At 71.1% G+C, this 16,804-nt stretch carries 13 protein-coding genes; 10 read left to right on the top strand and 3 right to left on the bottom strand.

Annotated features, from left to right (window positions below; translation table 11 throughout):
* The first annotated feature begins 112 nt into the window (after positions 1-112).
* Positions 113-2,752 (top strand): valine--tRNA ligase, encoded by a 2,640-nt coding sequence (locus tag ACIQIB_RS29775; protein ID WP_363607558.1) that lies wholly within the window; start codon positions 113-115, stop codon positions 2,750-2,752.
* A gap of 260 nt (positions 2,753-3,012) precedes the next feature.
* Positions 3,013-3,540 carry a hypothetical protein gene (locus ACIQIB_RS29780; protein ID WP_400651934.1) on the top strand — a complete coding sequence of 176 codons (528 nt, stop codon included), beginning with the start codon at positions 3,013-3,015 and terminating at the stop codon, positions 3,538-3,540.
* 32 nt (positions 3,541-3,572) lie between these two features.
* Here ACIQIB_RS29780 and ACIQIB_RS29785 read toward each other — a convergent pair whose 3' ends face one another.
* From ACIQIB_RS29785 to ACIQIB_RS29795, 3 genes are all read right to left on the bottom strand, one after another.
* A complete protein-coding gene (locus ACIQIB_RS29785) occupies positions 3,573-5,096 on the bottom strand; it encodes a glycosyl hydrolase family 18 protein (protein ID WP_363607556.1) in 1,524 nt (507 codons plus the stop codon).
* A 168-nt stretch (positions 5,097-5,264) separates the two neighbouring features.
* A complete protein-coding gene (gene wecB / locus ACIQIB_RS29790; RefSeq protein ID WP_363607555.1) occupies positions 5,265-6,410 on the bottom strand; it encodes a non-hydrolyzing UDP-N-acetylglucosamine 2-epimerase in 1,146 nt (381 codons plus the stop codon).
* A 25-nt stretch (positions 6,411-6,435) separates the two neighbouring features.
* Complete coding sequence (locus ACIQIB_RS29795; RefSeq protein WP_400761738.1) at positions 6,436-7,869, bottom strand: glycosyltransferase; 1,434 nt, start codon at positions 7,867-7,869, stop codon at positions 6,436-6,438.
* A gap of 174 nt (positions 7,870-8,043) precedes the next feature.
* Between ACIQIB_RS29795 and ACIQIB_RS29800 the strand changes: the two genes are divergently transcribed.
* The 8 genes from ACIQIB_RS29800 to rodA all read left to right on the top strand — a co-directional run bounded on the left by ACIQIB_RS29800 (position 8,044) and on the right by rodA (position 16,803).
* The gene (locus ACIQIB_RS29800; protein ID WP_363607553.1) at positions 8,044-9,435 is read left to right on the top strand and encodes a folylpolyglutamate synthase/dihydrofolate synthase family protein; all 1,392 of its coding nucleotides are present in this window, start codon (positions 8,044-8,046) and stop codon (positions 9,433-9,435) included.
* Between the two features lies 1 nt (position 9,436).
* Positions 9,437-9,781, top strand: a complete 345-nt coding sequence (locus ACIQIB_RS29805; protein ID WP_400651943.1) for a DUF4233 domain-containing protein — start codon at positions 9,437-9,439, stop codon at positions 9,779-9,781.
* Between the two features lie 103 nt (positions 9,782-9,884).
* Complete coding sequence (gene ndk, locus ACIQIB_RS29810; RefSeq protein ID WP_400651945.1) at positions 9,885-10,298, top strand: nucleoside-diphosphate kinase; 414 nt, start codon at positions 9,885-9,887, stop codon at positions 10,296-10,298.
* A gap of 294 nt (positions 10,299-10,592) precedes the next feature.
* The gene (locus ACIQIB_RS29815; RefSeq protein ID WP_030256393.1) at positions 10,593-11,618 is read left to right on the top strand and encodes a rod shape-determining protein; all 1,026 of its coding nucleotides are present in this window, start codon (positions 10,593-10,595) and stop codon (positions 11,616-11,618) included.
* Positions 11,619-11,715: 97 nt separating this feature from the next.
* Positions 11,716-12,657: a rod shape-determining protein MreC gene (mreC, locus tag ACIQIB_RS29820; protein ID WP_363607550.1), complete on the top strand. Its 942-nt coding sequence runs from the start codon at positions 11,716-11,718 to the stop codon at positions 12,655-12,657.
* Positions 12,658-12,660: 3 nt separating this feature from the next.
* Positions 12,661-13,302 (top strand): rod shape-determining protein MreD, encoded by a 642-nt coding sequence (gene mreD / locus ACIQIB_RS29825; RefSeq protein ID WP_363607549.1) that lies wholly within the window; start codon positions 12,661-12,663, stop codon positions 13,300-13,302.
* Positions 13,303-13,351: 49 nt separating this feature from the next.
* Positions 13,352-15,607 (top strand): penicillin-binding protein 2, encoded by a 2,256-nt coding sequence (gene mrdA / locus ACIQIB_RS29830; protein WP_363607548.1) that lies wholly within the window; start codon positions 13,352-13,354, stop codon positions 15,605-15,607.
* Positions 15,604-16,803 carry a rod shape-determining protein RodA gene (gene rodA / locus ACIQIB_RS29835; protein ID WP_363607547.1) on the top strand — a complete coding sequence of 400 codons (1,200 nt, stop codon included), beginning with the start codon at positions 15,604-15,606 and terminating at the stop codon, positions 16,801-16,803. Before mrdA ends, rodA begins: the two co-directional genes overlap by 4 nt.
* Position 16,804: the final 1 nt, after the last annotated feature.

The following is a 16,804-nucleotide window of genomic DNA, read 5'->3' on the forward strand; positions in this document are numbered from 1 at the left end:
GGCCACTTGGCGACGACCGCGGTGTCCCCGGCGGCGGACCGGCCGGACGCGCGGCGTCCGCCGGGTGAAAGCGGTTCGTAACCCGCCCCCCCGGTTACGTAAACTGTGCGTCGTGACCGACACGACGAACCAGCGCCCCGCGAGCACTCACGCCGGGGACGACGCAGCCACCCTCCCGACGACCTACGCCCCGGCGGAGGTAGAGGGCGAGCTGTACGAGCGCTGGGTGGACCGGGGCTACTTCACCGCCGACGCCAAGAGCGACAAGCCCCCGTACACCATCGTCATCCCGCCGCCGAACGTCACCGGCGCCCTGCACCTGGGCCACGCCTTCCAGCACACGCTGATGGACGCGCTGACCCGCCGCAAGCGGATGCAGGGCTACGAGACGCTCTGGCTGCCGGGCATGGACCACGCCGGCATCGCCACCCAGAACAAGGTCGAGCAGCAGCTCGCCGAGTCCGGCCTCTCCCGCCACGACCTGGGCCGCGAGGCCTTCGTCGAGAAGGTCTGGGAGTGGAAGGCGAACTACGGCGGCCGGATCCTCGGCCAGATGCGCCGCCTCGGCGACGGCGTGGACTGGTCGCGCGAGCGCTTCACCATGGACGAGGGCCTCTCCCAGGCCGTCCAGACCATCTTCAAGCGGCTCTTCGACGACGGCCTGATCTACCGGGCCGAGCGCATCATCAACTGGTGCCCGCGCTGCCTCACCGCGCTCTCCGACATCGAGGTGGAGCACGAGGAGGTCCCCGGCGAGCTGGTCTCGATCCGCTACGGGGAGGGCGAGGACTCGATCGTCGTCGCCACCACCCGGGCCGAGACGATGCTCGGCGACACCGCGGTCGCGGTCCACCCCGAGGACGAGCGGTACCGCCACCTGATCGGCCGGACCATCAAGCTGCCGCTGACCGACCGGGAGATCCCGGTCGTCGCCGACGAGCACGTCGACCCGGAGTTCGGCACCGGCGCCGTCAAGGTGACCCCGGCGCACGACCCGAACGACTTCGCCATCGGGCAGCGCCACGACCTGCCGTCGCTGGCCGTGATGGACGAGCGCGGCCTGATCACCGTGCACGGGCCGTTCCTCGGCCTGGACCGCCTGGAGGCCCGCTCGGCCGTGGTCGGCGCGCTGCGCGAGCAGGGCCGGATCGTCGCCGAGAAGCGTCCGTACATGCACGCCGTCGGCCACTGCTCGCGCTGCCACACGGTGGTCGAGCCGCGGCTGTCGCTGCAGTGGTGGGTCAAGGTCGCCCCGCTGGCGAAGGCCGCCGGCGACGCGGTGCGCGACGGCAAGGTGGAGATCCACCCGAAGGGCCTGGAGGGCCGCTACTTCGACTGGGTCGACAACATGTACGACTGGTGCATCTCGCGCCAGCTCTGGTGGGGCCACCGGATCCCGGTCTGGTACGGCCCCGAGGGCCAGGTCGTCTGCGTCGGCCCGAACGAGGAGCCGCCGAGCGGCGAGGGCTGGCACCAGGACCCGGACGTCCTGGACACCTGGTTCTCCTCCGGCCTCTGGCCGTTCTCCACCCTCGGCTGGCCCGAGCAGACCCCGGACCTGGAGAAGTTCTACTCCACCGACGTCCTGGTCACCGGCCACGACATCATCTTCTTCTGGGTCGCCCGGATGATGATGTTCGGCCTGTACGCGATGGACGGCCAGGCGCCGTTCAAGACCGTCGCGCTGACCGGCCTGGTCCGTGACGAGTTCGGCAAGAAGATGTCCAAGTCCTCCGGCACCGCCGTGGACCCGCTGGACTGGATGGACGCCTACGGCGCCGACGCCGTCCGCTTCACCCTGGCCCGCGGTGCCAACCCGGGCGCCGACGTGCCGATCGGCGAGGACTGGGTCAAGGGCGCGCGCAACTTCTGCAACAAGATCTGGAACGCGACCCGCTTCGCGCTGATGAACGGCGCCACCGTCGAGGGCCCGCTGCCCGCGCCGGAGGAGCTGACCGCGGCCGACCGCTGGATCCTGTCGCGGCTGAACGCCACCGTCGCCGAGGTGGACGCGCTCTACGACGACTACGAGTTCGCCAAGGTCTCCGACGCCCTCTACCACTTCGCCTGGGACGAGGTCTTCGACTGGTACGTCGAGCTCTCCAAGACCACCCTGGCCAAGGGCGGCGCGCAGGCCGATGCCTCGCGCCGGGTGCTGGGCGAGGTCCTGGACCTCACCCTGCGGCTGCTGCACCCGGTCGTCCCGTTCGTCACCGACACCCTGTGGACCACGCTCACCGGCGCCGAGTCCCTGGTGATCGCCGAGTGGCCGAAGGACAGCGGCTACCGGGACACCGCCGCCGAGGCGGAGATCGCCACGCTCCAGCAGGTGGTCACCGAGGTCCGCCGGTTCCGCTCGGACCAGGGCCTGCAGCCCGCGCAGAAGGTCCCGGCCGAGCTTGGCCTGGCCGGCACCGTGCTCGCCGTCCACGAGGACGCGATCCGTTCGCTGCTGCGGCTGACCGTCCCGGGCGAGGGCTTCACGGCCACCGCCTCGCTCCCGGTCGCCGGCGCCACCGTGGCGCTGGACCTCTCCGGCACCATCGACGTCGCGGCGGAGCGCAAGCGTCTCGCCAAGGACCTCGCGGCCGCCGAGAAGGAGAAGACCCAGACCACGGCCAAGCTCGGCAACGAGGCGTTCCTCGCCAAGGCGCCGGACGACGTGGTCGCCAAGATCCGTGCCCGCCAGGAGGCCGCCGAGGCCGACATCGCCCGGATCACCGCCCAGCTCGCGGCGCTGCCGCAGGCCTGACCGGCCGACGGCTCACCAGGGCCGCATCCCGCCTCGGCGGGGTGCGGCCCCTCGCCATTTCCCGCCACCCGTTAATCCGTCGTCCTAATAGCCCAATCACATTGCTCCCTTCCGGCGAATATTCATCCCGGACCGGGTGAGGTCCTATTCCGTCCGAATTCATTCGGGTCTTGCTCGCGCGCGTTCGCGGAAGTTCACAGGTCGGATGTGTACGGTGTGCAGGAGTTCCGCAGAGCCGATGACCGACGGGAGGGTATGGCGTGGTGGTGACCGAGGAGTTGGCCGACGAACTGTCTGCTGAGGCGGTCGAGGAGGCCAAGGCCAGGGCGGCGACGCTGCTGCTCGCGTTTCGACACGGAAACCAGCTCGCGTTCGACTACGCGCTGGACCGGCTCTTCGAGGAGCACGCGGAACGCGAGGTGACCACCCTGCTGGCCTGGATCGCCGCCGAGGCGGTGCGCAAGGCGTACGCGCCCGAGGTCGGGGACCGGGTCCTGCACGCGATGGCCCGGCGGGCCCCGGCCGACACCGGCGGGGTGGCCGTGGACGAGGAGACCGCCGACGCGGCCCGGCTGATCGAGGCCGTCGCGGCCGGCGAGGTGGCCGAGGTCCGCGGCCTGGTGTCCACCACCGCCGACACCACCTTCCTGCTCGGCGGCCTGCTCCAGGGCGTCGCGATGATGCTGCCGCTGCTGCCCGAGGGCGAGCTGGCCGAGATCACCGCCGAGCTGCGCCGCCGGCACTGCGGTCCGTGCCCCGAGATTCCGGAGGCCCGGGCCGGGGTCTGAACCCCGGCCCGGGCCCCGGTCCAGCCCGGTGCCTACGGCATCGCGTGCAGATGTCCGCCGATGCTGCTCGCGATCGATCCGCCCGCCGCGGCGTCCCAGTTGGTCGACCAGGTCATCGCCCCGCCGATCCCCGGCCAGGTGGTGTCGGGCCTGAAGCTCCCGCAGTTGGTGCCGGCGGCCAGGCAGTCCAGCGCGTTGTTGACCACGCTCGGGCTGACGTAACCGCCGCCCGCCGCGCTGGTGGAGGCCGGGACGCCGAGGCCGACCTGGTCGGGCCGGAGCCCGCCCTTGAGCTGGATGCAGGCCAGCCCGGTCAGGAAGTTCTCCGAGCCCTGGGAGTAGACGCCGCCGTCGCAGCCGAGCATGGCGCCGGAGTTGTAGTACTGCATATTGGCGATGGTGAGGATGTCCTTCACGTTCAGCGCCAGCTTGAAGTACTCCATGCCGGTCGACTGCATGTCGATGGTCTGCGGCGCCATGGTGAGGATGAATCCCTTGCCCGCCTTCGCGGCCACCGAGTGCAGCGCCTGGCCCATGTAGGTGGCGTTGATGCCGTTCTCCAGGTCGATGTCGACCCCGTCGAAGCCGTAGGTCTGCATCAGTGACCAGACGCTGTTGGCGAAGGTGGTGGCCGAGGCGGAGCTGTTCACCGAGACGGTGCCGTCCTGGCCGCCGACCGAGATGACCACCTTCTTGCCGGCCGCCCGCTTGGCCGCGATGTCGGCCTTGAACTGGGCCTCGGTGTAGCCGCCGAGCCGGGAGGAGAGCTTGCCGTCCACGGCGAAGCTCAGCCCGCCGGGTGTACCGGTGGCGTTGGCGAAGGCGACCGCGATGATGTCGTACGCGGCCGGGACATCGCTGATCCGCTGCACGGTGGCGCCGTTGTCGAAGTTCTGCCAGTAACCGGTCAGCAGGTGTTTGGGCAGACCGGGCCGGTCCGTCGGGGTGTCCGTCGGGGTCGGGCTGGGCGAGTCCGTCGGGGTGTCGGTGGGGGTCGGGGTGTCGGTCGGCGTGGGCTTGGGGTCACCGGGACCGATCAGCGAGATGTCGTCGGCCAGATAGGCGGGCTGGCCGTACCAGCCGTGCAGGTAGACGGTGACGCTGGTGGTGGTGGCACCGGTGGTGAAGGTGGTGGCGAGCCTGGACCAGCTCGCCGAGTTGGTCCAGGTGCCCGGGTCCGCGGCGGCGCCGGTGCCGCGGGCACCGAGGTAGACGTAGGAACCCTGCACCCAGGCGCTCAGCGAGTACGTCGACGACGGCTTCACCGTGACGGTCTGGGTGCACTCGCCGGTGTCGCCCGCACCCGGGGTGGCGCGCAGCGCGTACGAGCCGGAGTGGACGGTGGTGGTCTGGGCCGTGCTGCCGGTGGGGCAGGTCCAGCCGCCGAGGTGGCTGGTGGCCTCGAAGCCGCCGTTCTCGATCAGGTCGACGTCCGCGCTCGGTGCACCGGAGGCGCCGGTGGTGAGGACCAGGCCGCTCAGGCCCAGCGCGATCGCGCCGGCTCCGGCGAGCAGGGTGTGGACGGCGCGTGGGCGCCGGTGTCGGGCAGGTGGCATGACTCCATCTCCTGTGGGGGAGGCCGTCGGCTCGCGTGGGGGCGGGCCGTCCGGGTGTCGATGGTGCGCGTGCGGGAGCTACCGACAAATCAAGTCCCTGTCGGGGAAGGAGACTTGCCTCACAAGGTGGAGTAGACCAATCCGGCTGTCAAGAGGACCTTGGCGGGCTCAGGCCGCGAGCGCCCCGGCTGCCCCGGCCGGTTCGGCGGCTCGGGCCAGCCGCGTGGTCAGCCGGGCGATGCGGGCCGAGGCCAGTCCGTCCCCGTACGGGCTGGGGGTGGCCGCCAGCCGGGCGAGCCGCTCGGGGGCGTCCGCGAGCCAGGCCCGGGTCAGTTCGCCGAACTCCTCGCCGGGCCGTACCAGGGCGGCGAAGCCGGCCTCCACGGCCTCCGGCCGCTCGGTCGAGCGGCGCACCACCAGCAGCGGACGGCCCAGGACGGTGCACTCCTCCTGCACCCCGCCGGAGTCCGAGACCAGCAGCGCGGCGTGCCGGGCCAGGCCCAGGAACTCCGCGTACCCGACCGGCTCGGTGACGGCGATCCGCTCCAGCAGCCCGTCGAGCGCGAACCGCTCGACGGCGGCGCGGGTGCGCGGGTGCATCGGGAACAGCACCGGAGTGCCGGCCCGGGCGGTCCGGTCCAGCTCGGCGAGCACCGCGCCGAGGGCCTCGGCGGTGTCGGTGTTCTCCGGCCGGTGGACGGTGGCCAGCACATAGCCGTCCGGGCGCAGCCCGTGCGCGGCGAGCAGCCGGGCCCGCCCGGCCTCGTCGGGCAGCTGCCGCCGGACCACCTCGACGACGGTGTTGCCGGTGACGGCGATCCGCTCCTCGGGCAGCGACTCGGCGCGCAGGTTGGCCGCGTTCTCCCGGGTGGCGGCGCAGAGCAGGTCGGAGACATGGTCGACCATCACCCGGTTGTGCTCCTCGGGCATCGCCCGGTCGAAGCTGCGCAGCCCGGCCTCGACGTGCACCAGCGGGATCTCGCGGGCGTTGGCGGCGAGCGCCCCGGCCAGGGTGGCGTTGGTGTCGCCCTGGACGACCACGGCGGCCGGGCGGTTCTCGGCGAACGCCGCGTCCAGCTGGCCGAGCGACTGGGCGATCTGCCCGGCGCGCGGGCGGCCGCCGACGCCGGTCAGCAGCTCGGGCCGGGGCAGGCCGAGGTCGCGCAGGAAGCGGCCGGACATCGCCTCGTCCCAGTGCTGGCCGGTGTGCACCAGCCGGGTGGCGTCCCCGAGTTCGTGGATCAGCGGGGCGAGCTTGACCAGTTCGGGGCGGGTGCCGAGGACGACGGCGACGCTGGCGGGGGGAAGGCACATGCTCACGGGGTGACTCCGGTGGTTCTCAGGATTCGAGGGCGGTCGGGGCGCCGAGGACGACCTTCTCGGCGTTGCGTCTGGTCTTGGCCCAGCCGTTGCGGCCGAGCAGCAGCCGGACGGCGCCCCGGGTCGCGACCACGAACAGGTGATAGGCGTACAGCCAGAGCAGCGCGCCCCAGAGCAGCCCGGTGAGCCGGCGCCGGCCGGGGTGGACGCGCCTGCGGTAGGCGAAGCCCCAGAACACCATCGGCAGGGTCGCGAGCACGAAGGCGGCGGCCATGAACGGCCCGAACCGGAGGTGGAAGTCGGCGGTTTCCTCGGGGAAGAGCGCCAGGCCGGCCAGCGTGATCCCGATCGACAGCGGGGTCAGGACGACCAGCAGCACGCAGACCACGGGCTGCAGGAAGGTGTACATCACCTCGGCCTTGCCGGCCCAGCGGTAGTGCGGCGAGCGCAGCACCCGCCCGGTGTAGCGCAGGCACTGCATGTTGCCCTGGGCCCACCGGGTGCGCTGGGTGAGGAAGCGCCGGAACGACACCAGGCCCTCCTGGGAGACCTGCGCCTCGGTGATGTGGGTCAACCGCCAGCCGGCCAGCCGCAGTTCGAGGCCGGACTCGTAGTCCTCCAGCAGTGCCCGCTCCGGCCAGGGCCGGTTCTGCCGGCCCTCCTCGGCGGTCAGCGAGTCCAGCGCGGTGAGCCGGACGAACTGCCCGTTGCCGCCGAGGCCGACGCTGCCGGTACGCCGGCGCAGCAGCTGCATGCCGGTGTTGTTGGCCTGGAACTCGATGTCCTGCAGCCGTACCAGGGCGCGGGCCAGGGCGTTGACGAGCCGGCCGCGGCCGGGCAGCGGCCGTTCGTCGTCGGCGTTGCGCATCCGGACGCCGATCTGCACGGCGCCGGTGTCGGGGCGGCCCATCGCCTTGTCGGCGCAGACCTGTTCCAGGGTGCCCGGGTCCAGTTCGCCGTCGGCGTCGACCACGCCGAGCACCACCCGGGAGCGGTCGGTGCCCTCGGGCAGCCAGGCGGAGATCTCGCGGTACGCGGCGTTCAGCGCGGCGCCCTTGCCGATCCGGGCGTGCGGGCGCCGGCGCTGGACCAGGTGGATCCGCGGGTCGTGCCCGGCGGCGGCCAGTACCAGGTTGCGGGTGGCGTCCTCGCTGTCGTCGTCGATCACCCACAGATGGGCTTCGGGGGCGCTGCGCCGCAGACCGGCGAGGGTCTGGGTGACCACCGCCTCCTCGTCGCGGCAGGGGATCACCAGGTGCCACCGGAAGGCCGAGGGGTCGCCGGGCTCGGCGGGCCTGGCGTGTGTGAACGCGTGCCGCGAGCCGGCCCAGTAGAGCAGGAAGCGGCCGAACACGAAGACCATGTAGGCGAGCAGCGCCAGGGAGGCCAGCTCGGCGACCCAGACGATCCCGTTCCGGTTGTCCAGGATGTAGTCGCGCACGGCGTCGGGCATGGCGCTGCTCTCCTCATGATCAAAGGTGATTTGTCTCCTTGGGGTGCGAATCGATGCTTCATCGCGTCTGAGACTCGCCGAATCGATAGTAAAAGGGGTAAATCGGAAAGTCTGGGCAAAGTGGCCGTTCTCACCCCGTGAGGGGTGGCCGCCGTCGCTCCGTAGACTGTGGTCGTGAGCGACAAGGCCGACCCGAACCCGTACACCCTCCGCCCCGCCGACGGCGGCTCCGGCGACGCCCTGCGCGACGTCGAGCTGGAGCTGTCCAAGCGCTGGCCGGAGAACAAGCTGGAGCCCTCGCTCGACCGGATCGAGGCGCTGATGGACATCCTGGGCCAGCCCCAGCGGTCCTTCCCCTCCATCCACATCACCGGCACCAACGGCAAGACCTCCACCGCCCGGATGATCGAGCAGCTGCTGAACACCTTCGAGCTGCGCACCGGCCGCTACACCAGCCCGCACGTGGAGTCCGTCACCGAGCGGATCTCCCTGGACGGCGCCCCGATCAGCCCCGAGCGGTTCGTCGAGGTCTACCGGGACATCGAGCCGTACGTGCGGATGGTCGACGAGCGCGAGCCGGTCGCGATGTCCTTCTTCGAGGTGCTGACCGGCATGGCCTACGCGGCCTTCGCCGACGCCCCGGTGGACGTCGCCGTGGTCGAGGTCGGCATGGGTGGCTCCTGGGACGCCACCAACGTGATCGACGCCGCCGTCGCGGTGATCACCCCGATCTCCCTGGACCACACCGACAAGCTGGGCGGGACCACCGGCGAGATCGCGGTCGAGAAGTCCGGGATCATCAAGTCCGGCGCGGTCGCCGTCGTCGCCCAGCAGCAGCTGGACGCCGCCCAGACCATCCTCAAGCGCGCCGTCGAGGTGGACGCCACGGTGGCCCGCGAGGGCATGGAGTTCGGCGTGATCCGCCGTGAGGTCGCCATCGGCGGGCAGCTGGTGACGCTGCGTGGGCTCGGCGGCGAGGAGTACGAGGACGTCTTCATCCCGCTGCACGGCGCCCACCAGGCGCACAACGCGGCACTCGCGCTCGGCGCGGTCGAGGCCTTCTTCGGCGTGGGCGGCGCCCGCGGCGGGCAGTTGGACGTGGACAAGGTGCGCCACGCGTTCTCCGGCGTCTCCTCCCCGGGCCGCCTGGAGGTCGTCCGCCGCAGCCCCACGATTCTGCTGGACGCCGCGCACAACCCGCACGGTGCCGAGGCGACCGTCGCCGCGATCGGCGAGTCCTTCGGTTTCACCCGGCTGGTCGGCGTGATCGGCACCAGCGGCGACAAGGACGTGGCGGGCCTGCTGGAGGCCTTCGAGCCGGTCCTCGCCGAGGTCGTGGTCACCCAGAACTCCACCCATCGCGCGATGGACGCGGACGCCCTGGCCGCGATCGCCGTCGAGATCTTCGGCGAGGACCGCGTCCAGGTCGAGCCCCGCCTCGACGACGCCATCGCCGCCGCCGTCACCCTGGCCGAGGAGGAGGGCGACCTCGGCGGCGCCGGGGTGCTGGTCACCGGTTCGGTCATCACGGTGGGCGAGGCCCGCCTGCTGCTCGGGAGGAAGTGACATGAGGACGCTCTGCTCCTCGACGCTGATCGGCGAGGCGCTGGTGGTGCTCTTCGCCGCCCTGGTGGCGATGCAGCTCTCCGACGTCCCCACCGCCACGGTGTGGACGGTCACCGGTGTCGCCATGGCGCTGTGCATCCTGCTCTGCGGCATGATCAACCGCCCCGGCGCGGTGGCGATCGGCTGGGCGCTGCAGGTCGGCCTGGTCGCCAGCGGGTTCGTCCTGCCGACGATGTTCGGCCTCGGCGTGGTCTTCGCCGGCCTCTGGTGGTGCTCGGTGCACTACGGCCGCAAGATCGACGAGTTCAAGGCCGCCCGTACGGCGGCCGAGGCCGCCCAGGCCTAGGCCACGGGGGCAGCCCGGGCGGGCTTCCGGGCTGCTCACGCAAGGTAATCTCTGGGGTAGTCGCGTATATCGCACGCCGAACCGATTACCCAGGAGACGCACCGTGTCCCAGCGCACTCTCGTCCTGCTCAAGCCCGACGCCGTCAAGCGCGGCCTGGCCGGCGAGATCATCAGCCGCATCGAGCGCAAGGCCGGCTGGCGGCTCACCGCGGTCGAACTGCGCACCTTCGACCGGGCGACGCTGGAGCAGCACTACGCGGAGCACATCGGCCGCCCGTTCTACGAGCCGCTGCTGGAGTTCATGACCTCTGGCCCGTCGCTCGCGCTGATCGTCGAGGGCGAGGAGGTCGTCCGCGGCATCCGCATGCTGGCCGGTGCGACCAACCCGCTGGAGGCCGGTGCCGGCACCATCCGCGGCGACTACGCGACCATCACCCGGGAGAACCTGATCCATGCCTCGGATTCCGAGGCCTCCGCCGAGCGCGAGATCAAGATCTTCTTCCCGGCGCACGCCTAGGACCTTGGACTGCCCCGGTCGGGACCATTGGCCCGGCCGGGGCATTCTTATCGTGAAATAGGGAACTAGGGGTGCCGACACGGCGTCCCAATGCCCGGAGAAGCGATCACGCTCCGGACAATGGACGGTACGCCCCACGTCGAGGTCCGTACGGGCAGGCGTGACTACGATGGACGCGACTCAAGGGCTTGGTACGGCTGCCGAGCCGGTCTCCGCCCTGGGCACGCGCTTTCGTCCACCCCCCCCGCAATGACTCCGAGCCCGGGAAGGCACCTACACCCCATGGCCAACAACCTGTCGTTCATCGGCCGCGACTTGGCGATCGACCTCGGAACTGCCAACACGCTGGTGTACGTCAGGGGCAAGGGGATCGTCCTCAACGAGCCGTCCGTCGTCGCGGTCAACACCAACACCGGTGGGATCCTGGCGGTCGGGGCCGAGGCGAAGAAGATGATCGGCCGGACGCCGGGCAACATCGTCGCCATCCGCCCGCTGAAGGACGGCGTGATCGCCGACTTCGAGATCACCGAGCGGATGCTCCGCTACTTCATCCTCAAGATCCACCGCCGCCGCTACCTGGCCCGCCCGCGGGTCGTGGTCTGCGTGCCCTCCGGTATCACCGGGGTCGAGCGCCGCGCCGTGATCGAGGCCTCCTCGCAGGCCGGCGCGCGCCAGGTGCACATCATCGAGGAGCCGATGGCCGCCGCGATCGGCGCCGGGCTGCCCGTCCACGAGGCCACCGGCAACATGGTGGTCGACATCGGCGGCGGCACCACCGAGGTCGCCGTGATCTCACTCGGCGGCATCGTCACCGCGCAGTCCATCCGGGTCGCCGGCGACGAGCTGGACAACGCCATCGTCCAGCACATCAAGAAGGAGTACTCGCTGCTCCTGGGCGAGCGCAGCGCCGAGCAGATCAAGATGAGCATCGGCTCCGCCTTCGGGCTGGAGGGCGAGAAGGACGAGCACGCCGAGATCCGCGGCCGCGACCTGGTCAGCGGCCTGCCCAAGACCGTCGTCATCTCGGCCGCCGAGGTCCGTGAGGCCATCGACGAGCCGGTCAACTCCATCATCGACGCGGTCAAGACCACCCTCGACCAGTGCCCGCCCGAGCTGGCCGGTGACGTCATGGACCGGGGCATCGTGCTCACCGGCGGCGGCGCCCTGCTGCGCGGTCTCGACGAGCGGCTGCGCCGCGAGACCGGCATGCCGATCCACATCGCGGAGAACCCGCTGGACTCGGTGGCCCTCGGCTCCGGCAAGTGCGTCGAGGAGTTCGAGGCGCTTCAGCAGGTACTGGACGCCCAGCCGCGCCGTTAGCAGTACCGAGAAAACCTGTCAGTCAACTGAACGGCCCCCGCCCGGGCCCCACAGCCAGGGGTGGGGGGCCAAGGTACGAAGGGGCAGTACCAGCACCGTGAGGGATACACGAGAGAGCCGGCTGCTGCTCATCCTGCTGGTGGCCGTCGCCTTCGCGCTGATCACCGTCGACATCAAGGGCGGTGAGAGCTCTCCGCTCGGCGGCGCCCGGCGCACCGCCGCCGCCGTCCTCGGCCCCGTCGAGCGCGCCGCCGCCACCGTGGTCGACCCGGTGGCCGACACCGTCCGCGCGTTCCGCGACACCGCCACCCACAGCGGCCGCGCCGACCAGCTCGCGCGCGAGAACACCGAGCTGCGCCAGAAGCTCGCCTCCTCCGACATGGCGGCAGGCCGCACCAAGCAGCTCGACGACCTGCTGCGCACCGCGGGCTCCGGCGGCTACACGGTCAAGGCCGCCCAGGTGATCGCGATCGGTCCGGCCCAGGGCTTCTCCTGGACCATCACCATCGACGCCGGCAGCGACGACGGGCTCAGCCGGGACATGACGGTGATCAACGGTCAGGGGCTGGTCGGCCGGATCACCACCGTGGCGCCGACCACGTCCACCGTGCTGCTGGCCTCCGATCCCGGCTTCAGCGCCGGTACCCGGCTGGAGGGCACCGGCGAGATCGGGTTCGCCTCGGGGCAGGGCACCGGCCCGATGAAGGTCTCCCTACTCAACGGCAAGGCCCAGGTCAAGGAGGGGGACCGGCTGGTCTCCTTCGGCTCGCAGAGCGGCCGCCCGTTCGTGCCCGGCGTCCCGGTCGGCAAGGTGGTCGAGGTCGAGGCGAACCCGGGCCAGCTGACCAAGACCATCCTGGTCGAGCCCTTCGTCCAGTTCACCCGGCTCGACCTGGTCGGCGTGGTGGTCGTGGCGCCGCGCACCGACCCTCGCGACGCCGTCCTGCCGCCCGTGCCGGCCGCCGCCCAGGGGCAGGCCCCGGCCCCCGCGGCCCCCGGCGCCGCCGTCCCGCCCGCCAAGACCACTGGGGGGAACTGAGCCATGCGCCTCGCCCGCATCCCCGTCTCCGCCGTCCTGATCCTGCTCGGCCTGATCCTCCAGGTCAGCGTCTTCGGCCGGCTCCAACTCCCCGGCGCCACACCGGACATACTGCTGCTCGTGGTGGTCGGCCTGGCCATGGTGTACGGGCCCACCGGCGGTTGCCTGGTCGGGTTCGCCGCCGGGCTGCTGGCCGACCTCGCGCCGCCGTCCGACCACGCGATCGGCCGCTACGCGCTGGTGCTCTGCCTGATGGGCTACGCCGCCGGACTGCTCCGCCAGGACCACGGCCGCCAGCGCTCGGTCTCCGGCGCGCTGCTGGTGGTGGCCGCCGCGGCGGTCGCCTCCACCCTGCTGTACGCGATGGTCGGCGCCCTGGTCGGCGACACCGCCGCCCGCCATGTCGGCCTGGGCGGACTGGTCTTCAGCGCCCTGCTGTACGACCTGCTGCTGGCGCCGTTCGTGGTACCGGTGGTGATGCTGATCGGGCGCCGCTTCGGGCGCGACCCGGTGGCCGCCGCCAGCGGTGACGACGAGGGCGGTCCGGGGATGGGCTCGCTGGCCCGCTACCGCACCACCCGTGAGACCTCGAAGGGCCCGTCGTACCGGAAGCGGCGCTCGCTCGGCTTCGCCAAGCGCCCGTAGCCCGCCCGACCATGACCCCCGGAACCCCGCACCCTGGAGCGCACGAGACGTGAGCAACATCCCCGAGACCGGCCGTACCCGGCGGGTGACGATCCGTCTGGTGGTGCTGCAGATCCTGGTGCTGTCGCTGCTCGCCACCCTCGGCGGACGGCTCTGGTACCTGCAGATCCGCAACGCCAGCGTCTACACCGCCAAGGCGACCGGCAACCACATCCGCGAGGTGGTCGAGCCGGCCGTGCGCGGCGAGATCCTGGACGCCTCGGGCCGCATCCTGGCCGGCAACGAGACCCGGCTGGTGGTCTCGGTCAGCCGGACGTCGCTGATGCAGCAGAAGGACAGCGGCAAGGCGGTGCTCAGCCGGCTGGCCGAGGTGCTCGGCATGCCGGCGAAGGACGTCCAGGAGAAGGTCCGGCTCTGTGACGCCAAGACGCCGCAGCCCTGCTGGAACGGTTCGCCCTACCAGCCGATCCCGGTCACCAAGGATGCGACCACCCAGCAGGCGATGCAGATAATGGAGCGCCGCGAGGACTTCCCCGGGGTCACCGCGCAGCCCACCGCCCTGCGCCACTACACCGGCGTCGAGGGCGCCAACATGGCCCAGGTACTCGGCTACCTCTCGCCGGTGACGGACGACGAGGTCGGCAAGACCGCCGACAAGACCGGTCTGGACCGCTACCTGCCGGCCGACCAGATCGGCCGGGCCGGGCTGGAGTCGGTGTACGACCGCGACCTGCGCGGCACCGCCGGGATCACCAAGCTGGAGGTGGACAACCTCGGCCGGGTGATCGGCACCGCCGGCACGGAGGCACCGCAGACCGGCAACAACCTGGTCACCAGCATCGACGCCCGGGTGCAGAAGGTCGTCGAGGACAACCTGGTGCAGGCGATGGCCGACGCCCGGAAGACCTTCGACAAGGTGACCAACCGCAACTACGAGGCCGACTCCGGCGCCGCCGTCGTGATGGACGTGCACACCGGGCGGATCGTGGCGATGGCCAGCGCCCCGACGTACGACCCCAACCTCTGGGTCGGCGGCATCAGCGGCAAGGACTACCAGTCGCTGACCAGCAAGGATTCCAACTTCCCGCTGCTGAACCGGGCCATACAGGGTCAGTCGGCCCCCGGTTCGACCTTCAAGGTGATCTCCACCACCGCCGCCGTGCAGGCCGGTTACCCGCTGGACGGGACGTACCCGTGCCCGAAGAGCATGGCCATCGGCGGCCGTGAGTTCAAGAACTTCGAGAGCGAGAGCTTCGGCTCGATCTCCCTGGAGAAGGCCCTCGAGGTCTCCTGCGACACCGTCTTCTACGGTCTGGCGTACGACCAGTGGACGAAGGACGGCGGCATCAAGCCGAAGAAGGACCCGGCGGACTGGTTCTACAAGACCGCCCATGAGTTCGGCCTCGGCGCGAAGACCGGCATCGACCTGCCCAGTGAGGTCACCGGCCGGGTGCCCGACCGGCAGTGGAAGCAGTCCTTCTACGACAACAACAAGGACGCCTGGTGCAAGCAGGCGGAGAAGGGCGGCAACAGCTTCTCCGACCAGATCGCCCGGGAGAACTGCGTCGACGGCTACCAGATGCGTGCCGGTGACTCGGTCAACTTCGCGATCGGCCAGGGCGACACCCTCGTCACCCCGATCCAGATGGCCCGGATCTACGCGGCGCTGGCCAACGGCGGCACCTTCTACCGGCCCACCGTCGCCAAGGCGGTGATGAGCCCGAGCGGGGACCTCGTCCGTGAGATCGCCCCGCACGAGGACGGCAAGCTGCCCGGCGACCAGAAGCTGCTGAGCTACATCGACCAGGCCACCGCGGGCGTCGTCAACAACGGCACCGCCGCCTGGAAGTTCACCGGCGCGGGCTGGCCGCAGGGCAAGATCGAGCTGCACGCCAAGACCGGCACCGCCGAGGTCGAGGGCAAGCAGACCACCTCCTGGCTGACCACGTACAGCGACGACTACGCGGTCGTGATGACGATAAGCCAGGGTGGCACCGGCTCCGGCGGCTCCGGTGACGCGATCCGCCGGATCTACCAGTCGCTGTACGGCGTGGACGACAAGGGCAACATCGACAACGGCAAGGCGCTGCTGCCCAAGCCGCAGGCCGAGCTGCCGAAGTTCAACCCGGACGGCACCGCGATCATCAAGCCGGCCGCGTTCACGGCGGACGGCGACCCGGGTGTCACCGGCGGCTCGCCGCGGGTCTTCCTGGACCCGGCGCAGCCGACCGGCCCGCTGACCGTCTTCACCGCGGCGGACGCCGCGCTCGAACCCACCCGGGGCACAGGAAGGAGCCGGGCGTGACCTTCTACGGTTCGTACCGTCAGCTGCGGCTCGCCCCGCAGCGCAGCGGGGTGTCGAAGGCCCTCGCCAAGGACTCGCCGATCTGGCGGCTGGACTGGATACTGCTGCTGGCCGCGCTGACCCTCTCGGCGGGCAGTTCGCTGCTGATCTGGTCGGCCACCCGGGGGCGGGACTCGCTCACCCACGGCGACCCGCAGTACTTCCTGTACCGGCACCTGACCAACCTGCTGGTCGGGCTGGCGCTGTGCGCGGTGGTGATAGGGATAGGGAGCCGGCGCTTCCGGACCTTGGTGCCGTTCCTGTACGTCGGCGTGATCCTGATGCTGCTGGCGACGCTCAGCCCGCTGGGGTCGACCATCAACGGCGCGCACTCCTGGATCCAGTTCGGCGGCGGCTTCTCGATCCAGCCCGCCGAGTTCGCCAAGCTGTCGATCGTGCTGGCGATGGCGGTGGTGCTGTCGGACCAGGTGGACGCGGGGGAGCGGGAGTTCCCCTCGCACCGGGCGGTGTTCCGCGGGCTGGTCTGGGCGACCGTGCCGATGGCGGTCGTGATGCTGATGCCGGACGCCGGCTCGGTGATGGTGATGGCCGCCATCGTGCTGGGCATCCTGCTGGGCTCCGGGGCCGCCAACCGCTGGGTGTTCGGGCTGCTGCTGGCGGGCGCGGGCGGCTGTGTGGCGATCTGGAAGCTCGGGGTGCTGAGCAAGTACCAGATCGACCGCTTCGCCGCCTTCGCCAACCCGGCGCTGGACCCGTCCGGGGTCGGCTACAACACCGCGCAGGCCCGCATCGCGATCGGTTCGGGCGGGCTGACCGGCAAGGGCCTGTTCCACGGGACGCAGACCACCGGCCAGTTCGTGCCGGAGCAGCAGACCGACTTCGTCTTCACGGTGGCCGGTGAGGAACTGGGCTTCCTCGGGGCGCTGGCGATCATCCTGCTGCTCGGCGTGGTGCTCTGGCGGGCCTGCCGGATCGCGCGGCACGCCACCGACCTGTACGGCACCATCGTGGCGGCCGGGGTGGTGGCCTGGTTCTCCTTCCAGGCGTTCGAGAACATAGGGATGTGCCTGGGCATCATGCCGGTGGCGGGCATCCCGCTGCCGTTCGTCTCCTACGGCGGGTCGTCGATGTTCGCGGTATGGGTGGCGATCGGGCTGTTGCAGGCGGTGCAGAGCCAGCGGCCGATAGCGGCCTGAG

This window comes from Kitasatospora sp. NPDC092286 (assembly GCF_044755565.1).
Classification (GTDB): Bacteria; Actinomycetota; Actinomycetes; order Streptomycetales; family Streptomycetaceae; genus Kitasatospora.